General features: G+C 64.0%; 13 protein-coding genes and 1 pseudogene. 9 read left to right on the plus strand and 5 right to left on the minus strand.

The window, feature by feature from the left end; all coding sequences use genetic code 11:
* Positions 1-8: 8 nt before the first annotated feature.
* The 7 genes from OIU19_RS04285 (at position 9) to OIU19_RS04315 (ending at position 8,988) form a co-directional block, all read left to right on the plus strand.
* Positions 9-1,718, plus strand: coding sequence for an ABC transporter substrate-binding protein (locus OIU19_RS04285; protein ID WP_264233595.1), 1,710 nt, complete (start codon positions 9-11; stop codon positions 1,716-1,718).
* Positions 1,715-2,647 (plus strand): ABC transporter permease, encoded by a 933-nt coding sequence (locus tag OIU19_RS04290; RefSeq protein WP_186555201.1) that lies wholly within the window; start codon positions 1,715-1,717, stop codon positions 2,645-2,647. Before OIU19_RS04285 ends, OIU19_RS04290 begins: the two co-directional genes overlap by 4 nt.
* A gap of 22 nt (positions 2,648-2,669) precedes the next feature.
* On the plus strand, positions 2,670-3,920 hold the full coding sequence (locus tag OIU19_RS04295) for an acyl-CoA dehydrogenase family protein (protein ID WP_264233596.1): 1,251 nt from the start codon (positions 2,670-2,672) through the stop codon (positions 3,918-3,920).
* A 14-nt stretch (positions 3,921-3,934) separates the two neighbouring features.
* The gene (locus OIU19_RS04300) at positions 3,935-5,284 is read left to right on the plus strand and encodes an LLM class flavin-dependent oxidoreductase (protein WP_264233599.1); all 1,350 of its coding nucleotides are present in this window, start codon (positions 3,935-3,937) and stop codon (positions 5,282-5,284) included.
* Positions 5,285-5,397: 113 nt separating this feature from the next.
* Positions 5,398-6,453: an NADP(H)-dependent aldo-keto reductase gene (locus OIU19_RS04305; RefSeq protein ID WP_264233601.1), complete on the plus strand. Its 1,056-nt coding sequence runs from the start codon at positions 5,398-5,400 to the stop codon at positions 6,451-6,453.
* Between the two features lie 13 nt (positions 6,454-6,466).
* A complete protein-coding gene (locus OIU19_RS04310) occupies positions 6,467-7,339 on the plus strand; it encodes an ABC transporter permease (protein WP_264233602.1) in 873 nt (290 codons plus the stop codon).
* The gene (locus OIU19_RS04315; RefSeq protein WP_264233604.1) at positions 7,336-8,988 is read left to right on the plus strand and encodes an ABC transporter ATP-binding protein; all 1,653 of its coding nucleotides are present in this window, start codon (positions 7,336-7,338) and stop codon (positions 8,986-8,988) included. The genes OIU19_RS04310 and OIU19_RS04315 overlap by 4 nt, the downstream gene beginning before the upstream one ends.
* A gap of 209 nt (positions 8,989-9,197) precedes the next feature.
* Here the strand turns inward: OIU19_RS04315 and OIU19_RS04320 are convergent, their stop codons facing one another.
* From OIU19_RS04320 to OIU19_RS04330, 3 genes are all read right to left on the minus strand, one after another.
* Entirely contained in the window at positions 9,198-9,809 is a 612-nt protein-coding gene (locus OIU19_RS04320) for a cell wall hydrolase (protein ID WP_264233605.1), read from the minus strand.
* A 48-nt stretch (positions 9,810-9,857) separates the two neighbouring features.
* On the minus strand, positions 9,858-10,775 hold the full coding sequence (locus tag OIU19_RS04325) for an AEC family transporter (protein WP_264233606.1): 918 nt from the start codon (positions 10,773-10,775) through the stop codon (positions 9,858-9,860).
* Positions 10,776-10,868: 93 nt separating this feature from the next.
* A complete protein-coding gene (locus tag OIU19_RS04330; RefSeq protein WP_264233607.1) occupies positions 10,869-11,735 on the minus strand; it encodes a LysR family transcriptional regulator in 867 nt (288 codons plus the stop codon).
* A gap of 237 nt (positions 11,736-11,972) precedes the next feature.
* On the opposite strand from OIU19_RS04330, the gene OIU19_RS04335 reads away from it, so the two are divergent.
* Complete coding sequence (locus OIU19_RS04335; protein ID WP_264233608.1) at positions 11,973-13,925, plus strand: S8 family serine peptidase; 1,953 nt, start codon at positions 11,973-11,975, stop codon at positions 13,923-13,925.
* Here the strand turns inward: OIU19_RS04335 and OIU19_RS04340 are convergent, their stop codons facing one another.
* Together OIU19_RS04340 and OIU19_RS04345 are read right to left on the minus strand one after the other, a co-directional pair.
* Entirely contained in the window at positions 13,926-14,681 is a 756-nt protein-coding gene (locus OIU19_RS04340; protein WP_372353286.1) for a methyl-accepting chemotaxis protein, read from the minus strand.
* 102 nt (positions 14,682-14,783) lie between these two features.
* A pseudogene (locus OIU19_RS04345) lies at positions 14,784-16,070 on the minus strand (HAMP domain-containing protein); the annotation flags it as partial.
* A gap of 282 nt (positions 16,071-16,352) precedes the next feature.
* On the opposite strand from OIU19_RS04345, the gene OIU19_RS04350 reads away from it, so the two are divergent.
* Positions 16,353-17,672: a Na+/H+ antiporter family protein gene (locus OIU19_RS04350; RefSeq protein ID WP_264233611.1), complete on the plus strand. Its 1,320-nt coding sequence runs from the start codon at positions 16,353-16,355 to the stop codon at positions 17,670-17,672.
* The last annotated feature ends 5 nt before the right edge of the window (positions 17,673-17,677 follow it).

The following is a 17,677-nucleotide window of genomic DNA, read 5'->3' on the forward strand; positions in this document are numbered from 1 at the left end:
CCGCCGTCATGCATAAGCGACTACGTCCGTGCCTGTTGGCCGGCGCGCTGCTACTCGGCGCCTGCTCGCCACCGCCACCTGGGCAAACTGCAGGCACGCTCAAAGGCGAGGCGGTGAGCGAGGTAAACGGGGTCATGCGCTATCCGGCCAGCGATTTTGTCGAGCAGCGCGAGGGGATGCGCGGCGGCACCTTGCGGGTGTCGGCCGCCAGCGATTCGGGCAGCTTCGATATCCATGCGCTGTCGCACGGCAACATGCAGTGGCTGGGTAGGATTCTGTTCGATTGCCTGGTCTACCAGGCCGAGGACGGCAGCCTGACGCCGTGGCTGGCGAAGAGCTGGGAGATCAGCGCCGATGGCCTGACCTACACCTTCCACCTGCGCGACGATGTCCACTTCAGCGATGGCGAGCGGTTCAACGCCGAGGCGGTGCGGGTCAACCTTGAGCACATGCGTGATCCGGCGACCAAGTCGCCGTTGGCCGCGGCCTATATCGCGCCGTTTCTCACGGGCCGGGTGGTGGATGAGTTCACCTTCGAGGCGACCCTGCGCACGCCCTATGCGCCGTTTCTCGATGTGCTGTCGCAGGCCTGGCTGGGGATGATTTCGCCCAAGCAGATCCGCGAGGCGCCGCGCACGATCGCTACCCGGCCGATTGGCAGCGGGCCGTTCGTGCTCGACAGCTATGTTCGCGATCAGGGCGCGACGTTTTCGCGCCGGGAGGATTACCACTGGGCGCCCACAGCGATCAATCATCAGGGCGCGGCTTACCTGCAGCGCATCGAGCTCAGTTATGTGCCCGAGGCGATGATCCGCTACACCTCGCTTGAGGCCAACGACAGCGACATGGCCCTGGACGCGCCGCCCCAGAACGCCGCGGCGATTCGCGCCAATCCAGACCTGACCCTGCGCAGCCGCATCCGCAAGGGTAACCCGGCGCGCAGCATCACCTTCAATGTCGAGCGCGTGCCATTCGACGATGTGCGGGTGCGCCAGGCCGTGGCCAAGGCCATCGACCGCGATGGCCTGGCGTGGATCTCAGGGTTTGGTGAATTCCTGGCCAAGGGCGACTTCCTTGCCGTGAACACTCCAGGCTATGACCCGATAGCACGGGATGCGCTGGCCTTCGACCCGGCACAAGCCAACCACTTGCTGGATGCTGCTGGCTGGACCGGGCGCGACGCCGAGGGGTATCGCACCCGCGCCGGCCAGCGCCTGCAAGCGACCTTGCTGACCTATGACAACCCGGCGTTCCCAGCCAACGTCTCGGTGGCGGTGCAGGCCGACTTGCGCAAGATCGGCTTCGACATGGTGATCGAAGTGTTGCCGCTCACGCGGGTGATGGAGCTGCGCTATGCCGGCCGTTTCGATGCCATTGGTGGCGGCTACTGGCACACGAATACCGCCGACGGGCTGTTCATCCTCTATCACAGCCAGGCCATCCCCAGCGCGCGGATGATCGGCCAGAACGTCGGTCACTTTCGCGATGCGCTGCTAGACCAGTACCTGGGCCAGGCGCGGCAGAGCACTGATGCGCAGCAGCGGCGCACCCTGTATCGCCAAGCGCAGCAGCGCCTGGGCGAAACCGTACCAGCGGTGCCTTCGGTGGAGAGCCAGATGCTGTTGGCTTATCGCAAAGCAGTCGGCGGGGTGCTGTTCGATGGTTCGCACAATGTCCCTCTGTTCACCAGCGTGTGGCTGGCCAAGGAGCAACCATGAAACTTCTGGCACTGGTGCTAAGGCGCCTGCGTGACGGCCTGATCGTGCTGTGGGCGGCTGCCAGCCTGACGTTCCTCGGCATGCAACACAGCGGTGGCGATACCGCACTGGCGATTCTCGGTGGCCCGGACGCCATGCCCACGCCGCAGATGCTCGCCCAGGTGCGTGCCGAGTACGGCCTCGATCAGCCGCTGTGGCAGCAATACGGCAATTACCTGGCGCGCTTGGCCCAGGGTGATCTGGGCGAGTCGTATCGCCTGCGCATTCCGGTCGGCCAGGCGATCGGCGAGCAACTGGGCGCGACCTTGGCCCTGGCCAGCAGTGCGGCAGTCCTGGCGGTGCTGCTCGCGCTGACTTCGGCGCTGCTGACTGCCAACCGTGGGCGGCGTCTGCGGGCGTTGGTGTCGGGCATCGAGTTGGTGCTGTCGGCAGCGCCGAACTTTGTCATCGGCACCGTGCTGTTGCTGGCCTTCGCCTTCTACTTCCACCTGTTGCCGCCATCGGGCTCGCGTGGCTGGCAGTCGCTGGTGCTGCCGAGCCTGGCCCTGGGCTTGCCGGTGGCGGCAGTGCTGGCCCAGGTGCTGCGCCAGTCGCTTGAGCAGGTGCTGGAGCAACCCTTCATCACCCAAGCCCGCGCGCGCGGCATGTCCGATACCGGCGTCCGCCTGCGCCATGCCTTGCGCCATGCCCTGGTGCCGTTGGTGACCCTGGCCGGCTATGTGTTCGCCAGCCTGCTGGGCGGCGCCGTGGTGCTTGAACTGCTGTTCGGCCGCCAAGGCATTGGCCGGCTGATGCTCGACGCAACGGCTAACAAGGACGTGCCACTGGTGCTCGGCGTGACCCTGCTGGCCGCCGCCATCTACGTACTGGTCAACCTGGTGGTGGATGTACTGACCCAGGCCATCGACCCGCGCACCGCGCACAACTGAAATCCCCGTGAAAGGAACTTACATGAGTCAACAAGCAAGCATTACCGACGCCGAACTCGATGCCCGTTTCGCGCCAATCTTTACCCGTATCGCCTCTGGCGCGGTTGAGCGCGAGCAGCAACGCACGCTGGCCCATGAGCCGGTGGCGTGGCTGCGCGAAGCTGGTTTCGGCGCGCTGCGTGTGCCGCAAAGCCATGGCGGGCTGGGTGCCAGCCTGGCGCAACTGCTGCGCCAGCTGGTGCGCCTGGGCCAGGCAGACTCCAACCTGCCGCAGATCCTGCGGGCGCATTTCGGTTTCGTCGAAGGGCGACTGTCCTCCAACGATGCTGCGTCGCAGGACTACTGGTTCGCCCGGGTCGTGGCAGGCGAGCTGTGGGGCGCGGCCATGGCTGAGCGTACCGACAGCACCGGCAACACCGTGCAACTGACCCAGAGCGAGGAGGGCGATTACCGCCTCGACGGCGAGAAGTACTACTGCACCGGCACCCTGTATGCCGATTGGGTCGCGGCGGTGGCCAACCACGGCGACGAATTCGTCAGCCTGGCCGTGCCAACCCGCGCTCCCGGGGTCGAGGTGGTGGACGACTGGGATGGTTTTGGCCAGCGCCTGACCGGCAGCGGCACCACCCGTTTTCGCCAGGTGGCGGTGCCGCAGCGGCATGTGCTGCGGCGCTTCGCCAAGGGCGAGCTGCGCGCCGAATCCTATTTGACCGCGTTCTATCAGACGGTGCACCTGGCCACCCTGGCCGGCATCGCCCGTGCCGTGCTGGCCGATGCAGTTGCTTTCGTCCAGGGCCGTACCCGCGCCTTCGGCGTACCCGGCCAATCGAAGCCAAGCGATGACCCACTGGTGCAGCGAGTGGTCGGTCGGCTGTCGAGTCTGGCCTTTGCAACCGAGGCGCAGGTCAGTGCCGTGGGCCATAGCCTGCAAGGGGTATTCGAGGCGGGCCAGGCTGGGGAGGTCCCTGAGCAGCTGTACACCGATGCCGAAGTACAGGCCTTCCAGGCCCAGCAGATCGTCCTGCCACAGGTGCTCGAGGCCACCACCTTGCTGTTCGAGGTCGGTGGCGCTTCGGCGACCAGCAATGCCCGTCGCCTGGATCGGCACTGGCGCAATGCGCGCACCTTGGCCTCGCACAACCCGGCGATCTACCGCGAGCAGGCGTTGGGCGACTACTACCTCAATGGCGTCAGCCCCGCCGCCGCCTGGCGGGCCAAACAGGCTGCGGCCAGTGCAGGACAGGGCGCAGGCGATGAAGCCAGCGCAGTCTGAACAGGAGAACGCACATGACACAGCAAAAGCAGATGAGCCTGGGCATGAATATCTTGGGTTTCGGCTCGCACTCCGGCGCCTGGCGCCAGGGCGAGGCCGCGATCGACGCCTATATCGACGTTGATTACTACCGCAACATCGCACGCATCTCCGAGCGCGGTTGCCTGGATGCGATCTTCCTCGCCGACGGCCCCGCGCTACCGCCGGATGTCGCCAGCCAGGCCGGTGGCCGTCTGGAGCCGACCATCCTGCTCACCGCCGTGGCTGCCGCCACCGAACGCATCGGAGTGATCGCCACGTGCTCGAGCACTTACAACGAGCCATTCAACCTGGCCCGACGGATAGCCTCGCTGGACCACATCAGCGGTGGCCGGGCGGCCTGGAACGTGGTGACCAATGCCGGTGACGCCGCCGCGCAGAACTTCGGCTACGCCGGCGCGCCACTGCATGTCGACCGCTATGGGCGGGCCGAAGAGTTCGTCGATGTCACCCTCAAGCTGTGGGACAGCTGGGAGGACGACGCGATCATCGGCGACCGTGCCAATGGCCGCTTCGCCGACCCAAGCAAGGTGCATACCCTGGATTTTCACGGCAAGCACTTCCAGGTCAAAGGCCCGCTCAACCTGCCTCGCTCGCCGCAAGGCCGGCCGGTGCTGGTACAGGCGGGCTCCTCCGAAGGCGGCAAGGCCTTGGGCTCGCGTTATGCCGATGCGATCTTCACCACCCAGACCACCTTGCCCGACGGGCTGGCCTTCTACCGCGAGATGAAATCCCGGGCCAAGGCCTGGGGGCGTGATCCGCAGCATTTGAAAATCATGCCGGGGCTGTCGACGGTGATCGGCAGCACCGAGGCCGAGGCGCATGCCCGCTTCGACCAGCTCAATGCCTGGCATGGCGAGCATGGCTTGCTGCAGCAGGTGGCGGGGCGGATCGGTATCGATGCCAGCGAACTGGACCCCGATGCGCCGCTGCCTTGGGCACGGATTGGCGCGGTGGCGGATTTTGAGCGCGGCTCGCACGGTTTTCTGGAAGCGCAGCTGAACTTGGCGCGGCGCGAGAACCTGACCATTCGCGAGCTTTCGCGGCGCATCCTGGTGGGGCATCGTCTGGCGGTCGGCACGCCCGAGCAAGTCGCCGACACCTTGGCCGAGTGGTTCCTGGCCGGGGCAGGGGATGGCTTCAACATCATGCCGGACATGTTCCCGTCCGGGGCGCAGGTGTTCGTCGAAGAGGTGGTCCCGCTGTTGCAGAAACGCGGGCTGTTCCGCCGCGAGTATCAAGGACGCACCTTGCGCGATCACCTGGGTTTGCCCAAGGCCGAGAATCAGTACGCGCGGGCGCAGGCGGCTCAAGCGTCGGCCTGAACCGCTGCAAGCGCTTCAGGCACCGCGCCCCTTGTAAGCGCTGGCGTAGCCTGCGATGGGCTGCAAAGCAGCCCGAAACGCTCAAATCCAACCCATTACCCAAGGACCACCGCATGCTCTACCGCCCGCTAGGCCACACCGATCTCCACGTCAGCCTGCTCAGCCTAGGCACCATGACCTGGGGCCACCAGAACAGCGAACAAGACGCCCACCAACAACTGGACGCCGCGCTCGCTGCCGGCATCAACTTCATCGACACCGCCGAGATGTATCCCACTCCGACCCGCGCCGAAACCTGGACCACCACCGAGCGTTTCATCGGCACCTGGCTGGCCGCCCGCGGCAATCGCGACAAGCTCATCCTGGCCAGCAAGATCGCCGGCCCCTCGCGCGACCCCGCCGGGCAAACGCACATCCGCGACGGCCTTTCGCACCACGACCGACGCAACATCGTCGCGGCTCTCGATGGCAGCCTGAAACGCTTGCAGACCGACTATCTGGACCTCTACCAACTGCACTGGCCCGACCGCACCACCAACATCTTCGGCGCCCGCGAATACCCCTATGTCGACGACCACCCCGACAGCGCTGCCATCCAGGAAACCCTGGCGGTGCTCGATGAGCAGGTCAAGGCCGGCAAGATCCGCCACATCGGCGTGTCTAACGAAACCCCGTGGGGTGTCGCGCAGTTCCTGCGTCATGGCGAGGATCAGCGATTGCCGCGCATTGCCAGCATCCAGAACCCCTACAGCCTGCTCAATCGCCTGTATGAGAACGGCCTGTCAGAGTTCAGCCACCGCGACGGCGTCAGCCTGCTGGCCTATTCGCCGCTGGCGTTTGGCGCGTTGACGGGCAAGTACCTCGATGGCGCTCGCCCGGAGGGTGCGCGTTTGTCTTCGGTGTATCGCACCTTCAACCGCTACGACAGCGCCGAGGCCAACAGCGCCATCGCCAGCTACGTCGATATCGCTCGGCGGCGGGGCCTGAGCCCTGCGCAGCTGGCCTTGGCCTTCGTCATTCGCCAGCCCTTCGTGGCCAGCGCCATCACCGGGCAGACCACACTGCTGCAGTTGCAGGAAAACCTGGGTGCGCTCGACCTGCAACTGGACGACGAGCTGTTGGCCGAGATCCAGGCTGTGCACCGCCGTATTCCCAACCCGGCGCCATGAACCAGGAGGCTGGATGAACGCAATTGCTCCCGATCCTGCGCTTGCGCGCGTGGCCCTGGCGCCACCCTTGAGCCGTTGGCGGCCAAGCCGCCCAGGGTTGTGCCTGGCCTGGGCGGTGCTTGGCCTGTTGCTGCTGGCAGTGGCGCTGCCCGGCTGGCTGGCGCCTGCCGACCCGTTAATGGCCGATGCCCGTCTGGCCTATCAGCCACCGAGCACAGCGTTCTGGCTGGGCACCGATGAGAACGGCCGCGATGTGCTCAGCCGGTTGATTCACGGCGCACGTCCATCGCTGTTTATCGGTTTGGCGGCAACTGCGGTGGGCCTCGGCCTGGGCACTTTGCTCGGCTTGCTGGCAGGCCTCGCCCCGGCGTGGCTGGACAACCTGCTGATGCGCGCAGTGGATGTACTGCTGGCATTTCCCGACCTGCTGCTGGCACTGGTGATCATTACCCTGTTCGGCCAGGGCACCACCAACCTGATCCTCGCCGTGGGCATCGCCGCGGTGCCACGTTATGCACGCTTGGTGCGTGCGCAAACCTTGACGATCCGCCGCGCAGGCTTCGTCGAGGCGGCGCTGACCCTGGGGCGACGGCCACTGGCCGTGGTGCTCAGTCACGTGTTGCCCAATGCGGTACAACCGGTGCTGATCCTGGCCTGTATCGGCCTGGGCAGCGCGATCACGGCTGCCGCCGCCTTGAGCTTCCTTGGTTTCGGCGCGCCGCCTCCGGCGCCGGAGTGGGGCGCAACGATGGCGGTGGCGCGTAACTTCATGGCCAATGCGCCTTGGCTGATGGCCTGGCCGGCGCTGGCGATTACCCTGACTGTGATTTCCATCAGCGCCATCGGCCGTGACTGGCTGCGGCGCAGCGAGGGCAAAAGCCTATGAGCGGCTTGGACAACGTTTCACCGTTGGTAGACATCCGCGGCTTGCGGGTGAGCTTCAAGGGCGTGCCAGTGGTGCGCGGGGTCGATGTGCAGGTGCGTGCTGGACAGTGCGTGGCGCTGGTGGGGGAATCGGGTTCGGGCAAGAGCGTCACTGCGCGCACCTTGGTCGGCCTGACCGGAGCCGGTGCACAGGTTCAGGCGCAGCGCCTGGCGTACGCTGGCCGCGACTTGGCTGGTTTGGATGAGGCCAGTTGGCAGCGCCTGCGCGGCGCACAGATCGGCTTTGTCATGCAAGACGCCCTCGGCTCGCTCGATCCGCTGCGCCGGGTTGGCAACGAGATCGAGGAGGCGTTGTTGCTGCACACCCGCCTTGGCCCTGAAGCGCGCCGCCTGCGGGTGCTGGAGCTGCTGCGCGAGGTCGGCGTGCCAGAGCCCGAGGTGCGTGCCCGGCAGTATTCCTGGCAGCTGTCCGGCGGCTTGCGCCAACGTACCCTGATCGCCTCGGCGATCGCTTGCACGCCACGCCTGCTGGTCGCGGATGAGCCCACCACTGCACTGGATGCCACGGTACAGGCGCAGATCCTCGCTTTGCTTGAGCAACTGCGCGGCGAGGACAACAGCCTGCTGATGGTCAGTCATGACTTGGCGGTAGTCGCCCGCCTGGCCGATTGGGTCGTAGTGATGCGCCAAGGTGAAGTGGTGGAGCAGGGCAGCGCCGAGCAGATTCTGCAAGACCCTCATGATCCCTACACCCAACGCCTGCTGACAGCTGCGCGAGCGGTGCATTTCCAGCGCCCGGCCACGCCCGCGCTGGCCTTGGTGGAGCCTGCCGTGAACACAGCTGAACAACCGGTCTTGCTTGAGGCGCGCAATTTGAGCAAGGCGTTCATTGGCCCCGATGGGCGTGCGCGCGAGGTGCTGAGCGATGTTTCGCTGCAGCTGCGGGCGGGGCAGACCCTGGGCGTGGTCGGTGAGTCGGGGTCAGGCAAGAGCACCCTGGGGCGGATTGTGCTTGGCCTGGAGCGTCCGGACCAAGGCCAGGTGCAGTTTGCCGGGCAGGACTGGTTGGCCTTGTCCAACGAGCAGCAGCGCCTGGCGCGCCAGGGTATTCAGGTGGTGTTTCAAGATCCCCTGGCGTCGTTCGATCCGCGCTATACCGTGCTGCGGGTGCTGGCTGAGGCGTTGGCTCAGGCAGGAGTACCGCGGGCCTTGCAGCGTACTGAGGCGGTGGCATTGCTGGAGCGGGTGCAACTGCCTGCGAGCGTGCTCGAACGCCGGCCGCTTGAGCTGTCGGGAGGGCAGCGTCAGCGCATCGCCATTGCCCGAGCGCTGGCGATGAAGCCGCGGGTGTTGGTGTGTGATGAGCCAGTGTCGGCGTTGGACGTGTCGGTACAGGCGAGAATTCTGGCGCTGCTGGCAGAGCTCAAGGCTGAGTTGAATCTGGCGTGCCTGTTCATCTCGCATGACCTGGGGGTGGTAGAGCAGGTTAGTGATCAGGTGCTGGTGATGCAGGGCGGGCGGGTGGTGGAACAGGGTGAGGCGGGGCAGGTGCTCGGTCAGCCGCGTCATCCCTATACCCGTGCGCTGCTGGATGCGGTGCCGGGGTTGCCAGCGGCGCAGCCGCTGTGGGTGCGGCGGATTGCGGTGTGATGTGAGCGGTTGCAGGGGCCAGTGCTGGCCTTTTCGCGGGCAAGCCCGCTCCCACAGGGATCGCAGCGAGTAGGAAATTGGTGTAGAGCCAGCCCTGGGCACAGGCGTATCGCGGGCCTTGTGAACGGCGCAGTACCTGTGGGAGCGGGCTTGCCCGCGAAGAGGCCTGAACTGACACAACAACGCGCCCCGGGGCCGCTCGGCAAGCCTCAGCGGGCCAGCGCCGGATTCGGCTTGTAGAACAGAAACAATTTGGTCTCGGCGGTCTTGCGGTAGGCCTTGGCCCAGTCCGGCCGCACGCTGCGGTCGTGAAAATACAGGGCACCTCGGGTGGGGTCCTTGAGCTGCTGGTTGAGCGCTTTGCGGGCGATCTCTTTGGCAACGTCATAGCGCTGCTTTTCCTCGACCTGATCAGAGCGCCCGTCGCACCACCAGGAGAACTGGCAGCTCTTGGTTTCCACCCCTTGCTTGACCACCCCGCAGATAGTGTCCGGGAAGCCATCGTGGCCCAAGCGGTTGATCACCACGCTGGCCACCGCACTCATGTCGCGGGCATCCGCCTCCTTGGCTTCCCAATAGATGGTGCGCGCCAGGCAAGTGATGCTGTCGTCCATCGGCGATTGGCCTGCGGGATCGACCGCTTTGACTTCACTGGGGCTTAAGGTCTCGCTCTTTTTCGGCGGTGGCGCCTCTTCGACCACCTTCTCTTCCAGGGCTTGGGCCTTGTCTTCAGCGACCGCGGCCTTGGCGCTGTCAGCGGCATTGAGTGGGCCTGCAAGCAGGGTCAGGGCTAAGCCGAACAGCAGCGACGATAGGCGCATGGTCAAGCTTCCGAAATGTGAGCTGAATCTCAGTCTAGCTGCGCCTTTTCAACTCAGCGTCAGGCTTAGCATCACCGGCAGGGTCAAGGCTGCAGCGACCGTCTGCATGGCGATGATAGTCGCCATCAACGGCGCGTTGCCGCCCATTTGCCGGGCCATTACATAAGACGATGAGGCGGTCGGTAGCGCCTGGAACAACACCGCTACCACCGCCGCCTGGCCGCTCAGGCCGAGTAGGCGGCACAAGCCCCAGGTGGTCAGGGGGAGTACCAGAAACTTGAACAGCGACGCCGCCAGCAGCGGCCGGACCTGTTGCCCCAGGCGCGCACCGCCCAGCGCTGCACCGACACACAGCAGCCCCAGGGGCAGGGCCGCCTGGCCGAGCGCCTTGATGGTCGGCTCCAGCCCCGCCGGCAAGCCCACCCCGGTGACCCGCAGCAATAGCCCACCAGCACAGCCGATGATCAACGGGTTGGCGAAGATCGCCCGCAATACCGTGGCAGGTGAGCTGTGGCGGGCGCTGAATCGGGCAAACACCAGCACGCAGAGCAGGTTGACCAGCGGCACGATGGCAGCATTGGCCACGGCGGCCAGAGCGATCCCGGCGCTGCCGTAGATACCGGCGGCCAAGGTGGCGCCAATATAGTTGTTGAAGCGCACACCGCCTTGGAACACCGAGGTGAAGTCGGCGCCGTCGTGGTTCACTGCGCCCTGATACAACACCAGCAAGGCCGCACCCAGCAAAGTTGAAAGCATCAGTACACCCACCATGCCCAGCACCGGTACACCATCGAGGTTGGCAGTGGCCAGGCCGTGCAGAAACAGTGACGGCAGGAGCACGTAGTAGCTCAGGCGTTCAGCACCAGGCCAGAAGCTTTCAGCGAGAAAACCGCGTACTCGCAGCCAGGTGCCAAGGGCAATCAGCAGGATGATCGGCACCAGTGTGGTCAGCAGCAGCTCAAGCATGGGCGGGGTTCCGTGGTCGGGTACCGGAGCAGCCTACTGCGTGCAGTCAGCAGAAAAAAACGTTGTTTTCTGCATCCACCGTTGAGAAAAACTTCATGTAGCGTCCAGAGCGGTCTTGAGCACTGCACTCAGGTGCCGCCGTTGGCTCTTGTCATGTTCCAGCAATACCATGCGCCGGGTCAGTTGCGGCTCGCCGAATGGCAGCCGGGTTGCAGCGGGCAAACGCTCCAGATCATCATCGGCAATCGGGATGATGGCCACACCCAGGCCCATCGCGGCCATGCGTGCCAGGGCCTCCTGGCTGTCCAATTCCATTTGCTCGTTGACCTGAAGGTGCTGCTTGCGCAGCTCTTGTTCGATCTGGCGGCCGGCCCAGGCGCGCTTGTCGAAACGCAAGAACGGCTGGCTGGCGAGCAGTTGCGGCAAACTTTGGCCTGCCAGTTCGGGGCTGGCGATGGCCCAGAAACGGTCTTCAAACAACGGTATATAGCTCAGGCACTGCGGATACGGGCTGACCGGTTCGGTGGTGATTGCCGCATCCAGCTCGCCGTCCTCGACCCGCCGGGCAAGCTCGGCCGACATGCCCGAGACCACGCTGACATGCAGCTGCGGGTGATGGGCCTTGATCCACAGCAGGGCCTTGGGCAGACGCCGGGCCAGCACGGTGTGGATCGCGCCAATGCGCAGGCGCCCGCGCAGGCTGGGGCCGCTGGCCAGGGTGTCGGCCAGTTCGTCATAGGCGCTGAGGATGCTCTCGGCGCGCGCCACCGCCAGTTGCCCGGCTTCGGTCAGCATCACCTGGCGGCGACTGCGGTCGAACAGCGCCACCTGCAGTTCATCCTCCAGGGTCTTGATGTGCAGGCTGACGGCCGAGGGGGTGAGGCTGAGCAGATCGGCGGCGCGGGCGAAGGTGCCGTGGCGGGCGATGGTCACCAGGGTGCGCAGGGCTTTGAGGGACACGGGGTAGTGCTCCGACAGCGGGGGTGGGGCAACGCTACAAGCTTGCTATGGTGGGTCGCAAGCTTTGCAGGTGTGTCAGCACTGGCCTCCTCGCTAGAGTGGATCGGATCGGGCCTGTGGTTGCTTGGCCAACGGCCAGGGAATGGCTTCAGGCTGCATGCCTTGACTGGTCGCCTGAGAGGATAGCGCCATGGGTGCCCTTGCTGGGTACACGTGCAACCAGTTAAGGACTAACTGATGAATCTTGATGTGCACTTTGTCTATTACCGCAACTTCCGCTTCGACGGCAAATTCCACGTGCGCTGTATCGGAGCTGGTCTGGAAAAGGTCAAGAGCATTCGCTACGAGCTGGAAAAGAGCGGGCCTGATGGACCACGACAAGTCGATGCAATGTCGGTTTATTCCCAAGCCCAAAGTGGTGTGCTGAGCGACCATGGCTGCCCTGCGCTCTTGCGCTGCGACGTGGCAGCCGGAACCTACACGATCAAGCCGCGTGTCACCCTGCGCGAGGGGGTGGCAGATGTGACTGTCGATGGCAGTGGTGCGGTCGTAGTGGCAGCGTTGCAGGTTGTTATCGATGAGGGAGAGCTGAGCAGGGGGATACTCGATTCTGTTTCTCTGCCAGGTACAGCGTCCAGGCAGCGGCGTTCGGTTGCCGATGAACCGGCTATCGATCTGGCGAGCGAGGCGCCCAGGGTGGTCGACCCATACGCTGAAACGCTGGAGCCGTTTCCTGATTTGCCGCCCGGCACGTCTTATCCGACGTTACTGGTCAACTTTGTCGAGGGCGGCTTCGAACGACTCCTGGCTGAGCTGGAGCCAGGCTCAGGCTCGCGATTGGTCGGCCTGTGGCCAACACTCAAGTCAGTGATCGAGCTGCAGCCTTTGCTGGCCCTGCAGGAGCGCAATGACGACAAGCTGCAGGCACTGCGCAATTACTACTACCTTGAGCAACCCGCAAGCATGCTCAACGATACCTATGCCGCTTTGCTCAAGACCCTGGCGGCGCTTGAGTACGTCGAGACGCTGCACTTCGTCCCGGCGGCTGTAGCCTCTGCAGGGGTGTTGCTCGCCGGCGCTGCGGCTGCGTTGGCAACCTTGATTACTGGGGCTGCAGTAGTGGCGGGCAATCGGGCTTTTGACGATGCACAACCGACTCCAGACTTCGAGCCGTTGCAGCATTATCTGGATGAGCCCGGCCCGCGCTATCGGGGTATGAATATCCGCAAGGCATGGGACAAGCAGGTAAATGGAAAGGGTGCGCGTGTGCACTTTTCTGATGGCGGCCTGTTCCCTAACCATGAAGACCTCAAAGGCAACCCTAACCTGAAAATTGTCACCCTACAGCCTAACGGGGATCCTCGTCATGGAACCAAATCAGTGGGGGTTTTGCTCGCTAGCCCTAATGGCTTTGGCATGACCGGCATTTGCCACGCCGCTGAGTTGTACCTGTACAACAATTACGCCAGAGACGAATTACAACGCCTCCAGACCCCGAAAGATCTGCTGCGTCACGTCGAGCCCGGCGATATCGTGGCGATCAATCGCCATTCGGCACATCTTGATGCGCTGGGCGTTTTTCTACCTTCGATCCATGAGCGCGCGTGGTGGGACGTGGCCAAAGCACTGACGGAGCGCGGTGCGGTGGTGCTCTTCGCCGCTGGAAACGGGAGTAATGAAACCGATATCAAAAAAGGAGTGACGAGAGGTTATGGAGTCGATCTCTCGCAATGGCGCTATTTTCATGAGCATGGAGAGGTGAATGCAATTCTGGTTGGGGCCAGCCAGTCATGGGATGGCAAAGCCCATCAATACTCGAATTTCTCCTATCCCTACCGGATGCTCAATTCCTGGGGCGACAGCGTGGCCACCCTCAGTGGTGGCGACCTGCAAGACAAATCGGCTGATGAGCGTGACTACAGCAGCAATTACGGTGGCACCTCGAGCGCTACGCCGTTGGTCGCAGGGGCGCTGAGCTTGATTCAGTCGTATGCGATGGAACAGCATCATGTCTATCTCAATGCCGACCAAATGCACCTGCTGGTCATGGCTTCAGGCCACAAGGATGCGACCTTGCCGCACAGCGATGTCCTGCCCATGGGCGCACGGCCCGATGTGCAGCGCGCCTTGCAGTTGCTCGATCGCATCCTCGGCGGCGGACGCTTCCATGCGCCCAGGGATGAGCTGTAATCAAACCCTGAATTGATCCATCAGCCCTTGCTGTTGGTTGGCCAGGCTGTTGAGCGACTGACTGACCCGTGCCGACTCGTTGGCCTGGCCTGACAGCGATTCGGTGACATCGCGGATGGTCGCCACGTTACTGTTGATCTCCTCGGCCACCGCGCTTTGCTCTTCGGCGGCCGAGGCGATTTGCAGGTTCATGTCGGTGATTACCGTCACCGCCTGGCCGATGCGCTGCAGTGCGGTAACCGCTTGGCCAACCTGTTCGACACCGCCTTGGGCCTGGCGGTAGCTGCTGTCCATGGCACCGACCACTTCCTGGGTGCCAGCCTGCAAGGCTTCGATGACCTGGCGGGTTTCTTCCACCGACTCCTGGGTGCGGCGGGCGAGGTTGCGCACTTCGTCGGCGACCACGGCAAAACCGCGCCCGGCCTCACCGGCACGGGCCGCTTCGATCGCGGCGTTGAGTGCCAGCAGGTTGGTCTGCTCGGCGATCGAGCGGATCACTTCGAGCACCGAGCCGATCTTCTCGCTGTTTTGCGCCAGGCCTTCGACCTGGCCCATGGCACTGCTCATGTCGGCGGCCAGGGCATCGATGCTGCTGGTGGTGCGGTCGATCACTGCCAGGCCGTCGCGGGTTGCCTGGTCCGCTTCCCGGGCGGCTTGGGCGGCCTGGGCGGCGCTGCGGGCGACGTCCTGGGCAGTGGCGCTCATCTCGTGCGAGGCGGTAGCCACCTGGTCGACCTGGCGATACTGCTGCTCCATGCCGGCGCTGGTCTGGCTGGCGATCGCCGCCGACTGGTCAGCAGTACCTCGGGCAGCTTGCACCGAGCGCTTGACCTCGGCGATGGTCGGTTGCAGTTTGTCGAGGAAGCGGTTGAACCAACCGGCCAGCTCACCCAGCTCATCGCGCTTGTCGTATTGCAGGCGGCGGGTCAGGTCGCCTTCGCCGCTGGCAATGTCCTTGAGCATGGCAGCCACGCCAAGGATTGGTCGGGTTACGCCACGGGCCATCAGCCACACCAGCAACAAACCGGCAATCGCCGCGGCCAAGCCCAGGCCCAGTTCCAGCAGGGTGCCGCTGGTATTGAGGGCATCGAGTTCGGCTTTGAGCGTCTCGGCAGGGCCGGTGAGGGCGCTTTGCGGTACATCGAGCAGCACCCCCCACGGCTTGGCATCCGGGATCGGGGTAAAGGCGGCCAGCACTTTCAGGCGTTGTTGATCGTGGAGGATCTGCAACTTGCCCTCGGCCAGCTTGCGTACCAGCTCTGCGCCTTGGCTGCGGTCGACCTGGTCGAAGCGCTGGGCCAGTTTGCTGGCATCGGCGCTGTAGCCAGCCAGCAGGCCCACCGGGCTGAGGATGCCGACGGTGGTGCGCCCTTCATAAAGGTTGCGGCTGGCGTCCTGGCTGAGCGCTTGCAAGCTGTTGAGGTTGATGTCGATGGACAGGGTAGCGATGACCTTGCCCTTGACCGACAGCGGGAAGACGATGCTGGTCATCAGCACTTGCTGGCCGTCGATGCTATAGAAGTACGGCTCGACCACGCACACCTTGCCGGTGCTGCGCGGGCACACCCACCAGGTGTTGGCCGGCTGACCGCTGGGGCCAACTTCAGTGTTGGCCATGTCCGCTTCCGGCAGGGCCATGGCTGTCAGCTGACCGGCACGCGGCTGCGACCAGTACAGGGCGAAGCGTCCGGTTTCGTTGCTGCCCAACTCGCTCTGGCCGGCGAACAGGCTGTCTTTGCCGTCCAGTGCACCGGGTTCGAACACCAGCGACAGACCGAGCAAGTCCGGGTTGGCCTGCAGCGCCGCGCGCACTTGGGCGGTCATGTCCTGGCGCAGGTCAAAGGCGTCGAGGAAGCGTTTTTCCGCCTGCTCGCGCAGGAACAGCACCTGGCGGGCGAAGCCTGCGCCGTACTGGTAGGCATCCATGAACTGGCGGCGAATGTTCAGGGCTTGTACTTCGCCCTGCGACTCGATGCGGGCTTGGGCCGATTCGGAGAGCATCTTCATGCTGCTCGCCTTGACCAGGTCGGAGCTGTGGTCCATGCGGTACAGCGAGAGGCCGACCAGCAAGCTGACGATGCCTGCCAGGCACAGGCCGGCGAGCAGGGTGATCTTCCACTGGATAGACAGTTGGCGCAAAGGCATTGGCAAATCCCTTCTAATAATTCTGGGGCTGCCGACTGTGTCGGCGTTTGCCCGTTTTTCTTTATTCAAACGTTCAATATAAAAGTCGTATTGCCAAGCGACGCCGATCTACCGCCAATCGAAATAGTTACAAGCGGCCACCTTGAGCGCTTTGACAAGCGCGCACGGCTGCTTCAGAGTGTGCGCCCTTCATAACAATATCCCCTGGTCCGGCCACTGCTTTGGGCAGCTTGTCGCCGGAACCGTCGCTTTTTGTCTGTCGTAAACGAGGTAAGCCACACCATGAATGCAGTCATTGCCGCGGTCGGCATCATGCTGATATTGAGCCTGTCCCGCGTGCATGTGGTCATCGCCCTGATCATTGGCGCCCTGACCGGTGGCCTGGTCGGCGGCCTGGGTATCGAAGGTACGCTCAAGGCGTTCAATGGTGGCCTGGGTGGTGGAGCGACGGTGGCCCTGTCTTATGCGCTGCTCGGCGCGTTCGCCGTGGCCATCGCCAAATCAGGCCTGGCCCATGCCTTGGCTGATCGCGCCTTGGCGATGATCGATCGGCAAGGCCACCGCAATGGCGGCAAGGTCAAGTGGCTGCTGATCGGCCTGATGCTGGTGGTGGCGATTTCCTCGCAGAACATCCTGCCTATCCACATCGCGTTCATTCCACTGCTGGTACCGCCGCTGCTGTATGTATTGACGCGCCTGCGCATCGATCGACGCTTGATCGCCTGTGTGATCACCTTCGGCCTGATCACCCCTTACATGTTCCTGCCGGTCGGTTTTGGCAACATCTTCCTCAATGAAATCCTGCTGGCCAACGTCGCCCGTGCCGGTGTCGATGTCAGTGCGGTCAATGTCACCCACGCCATGGCCATTCCCGCGGCCGGCATGCTTGCCGGGTTGTTGCTGGCGGTGCTGTTCAGCTATCGCAAGAAGCGTGATTACGATTTGGCGAAAATCGAGCAGGTCGAGCAGGTCAGCGTCAGCTACAACCCCCTGACCCTGCTGGTCGCGCTCGGGGCCATCGGTGCGGCGTTCATCATCCAGCTGTGGTTGGACTCGATGATCATCGGCGCCATGGTCGGCTTCTTGATCTTCTCGCTGTCAGGCATCGTGCGCTGGAAAGACACCGACGACCTGTTCACCGAGGGCATGAAAATGATGGCCATGATTGGCTTCATCATGATTGCCGCTTCAGGTTTCGCTGACGTGATGAAAGCCACTGGCGAAGTCAAAAGCCTGGTGGAAACTTCAGCGCAGTGGATCGACCACAGCAAGGGCATCGGTGCCTTGCTGATGTTGTTGGTGGGCTTGCTGGTGACCATGGGCATCGGTTCATCATTTTCCACCGTGCCGATTCTGGCCGCGATCTTCGTACCGCTGTGCGTGCAACTGGGCTTCGACCCGATCGCCACGGTGTGCATCGTCGGCACTGCCGGCGCCCTGGGCGACGCGGGTTCACCGGCATCGGACTCGACCTTGGGGCCTACTTCGGGGTTGAACGTCGATGGCCAGCACCACCACATCTGGGACACCGTGGTGCCGACGTTCATCCACTACAACCTGCCGCTGCTGGCCTTTGGCTGGATAGCAGCGATGGTGCTGTAAGGTTT

Origin of the sequence: Pseudomonas sp. BT-42-2 (genome assembly GCF_025847435.2) — a bacterium.
Lineage (GTDB): Bacteria > Pseudomonadota > Gammaproteobacteria > Pseudomonadales > Pseudomonadaceae > Aquipseudomonas > Aquipseudomonas urmiensis.

What these genes read in the sequence shown, in the direction of transcription:
- OIU19_RS04310 (WP_264233602.1), top strand. Translation starts at nt 6,467, where the DNA reads ATGAACGCAATTGCTCCCGATCCTGCGCTTGCGCGCGTGGCCCTGGCG.
- OIU19_RS04290 (WP_186555201.1), top strand. Translation starts at nt 1,715, where the DNA reads ATGAAACTTCTGGCACTGGTGCTAAGGCGCCTGCGTGACGGCCTGATC.
- OIU19_RS04340 (WP_372353286.1), bottom strand. Translation starts at nt 14,681, where the DNA reads ATGGAGCAGCAGTATCGCCAGGTCGACCAGGTGGCTACCGCCTCGCAC.
- OIU19_RS04320 (WP_264233605.1), bottom strand. Translation starts at nt 9,809, where the DNA reads ATGCGCCTATCGTCGCTGCTGTTCGGCTTAGCCCTGACCCTGCTTGCA.
- OIU19_RS04335 (WP_264233608.1), top strand. Translation starts at nt 11,973, where the DNA reads ATGAATCTTGATGTGCACTTTGTCTATTACCGCAACTTCCGCTTCGAC.
- OIU19_RS04305 (WP_264233601.1), top strand. Translation starts at nt 5,398, where the DNA reads ATGCTCTACCGCCCGCTAGGCCACACCGATCTCCACGTCAGCCTGCTC.
- OIU19_RS04315 (WP_264233604.1), top strand. Translation starts at nt 7,336, where the DNA reads ATGAGCGGCTTGGACAACGTTTCACCGTTGGTAGACATCCGCGGCTTG.
- OIU19_RS04295 (WP_264233596.1), top strand. Translation starts at nt 2,670, where the DNA reads ATGAGTCAACAAGCAAGCATTACCGACGCCGAACTCGATGCCCGTTTC.
- OIU19_RS04285 (WP_264233595.1), top strand. Translation starts at nt 9, where the DNA reads ATGCATAAGCGACTACGTCCGTGCCTGTTGGCCGGCGCGCTGCTACTC.
- OIU19_RS04350 (WP_264233611.1), top strand. Translation starts at nt 16,353, where the DNA reads ATGAATGCAGTCATTGCCGCGGTCGGCATCATGCTGATATTGAGCCTG.
- OIU19_RS04300 (WP_264233599.1), top strand. Translation starts at nt 3,935, where the DNA reads ATGACACAGCAAAAGCAGATGAGCCTGGGCATGAATATCTTGGGTTTC.
- OIU19_RS04325 (WP_264233606.1), bottom strand. Translation starts at nt 10,775, where the DNA reads ATGCTTGAGCTGCTGCTGACCACACTGGTGCCGATCATCCTGCTGATT.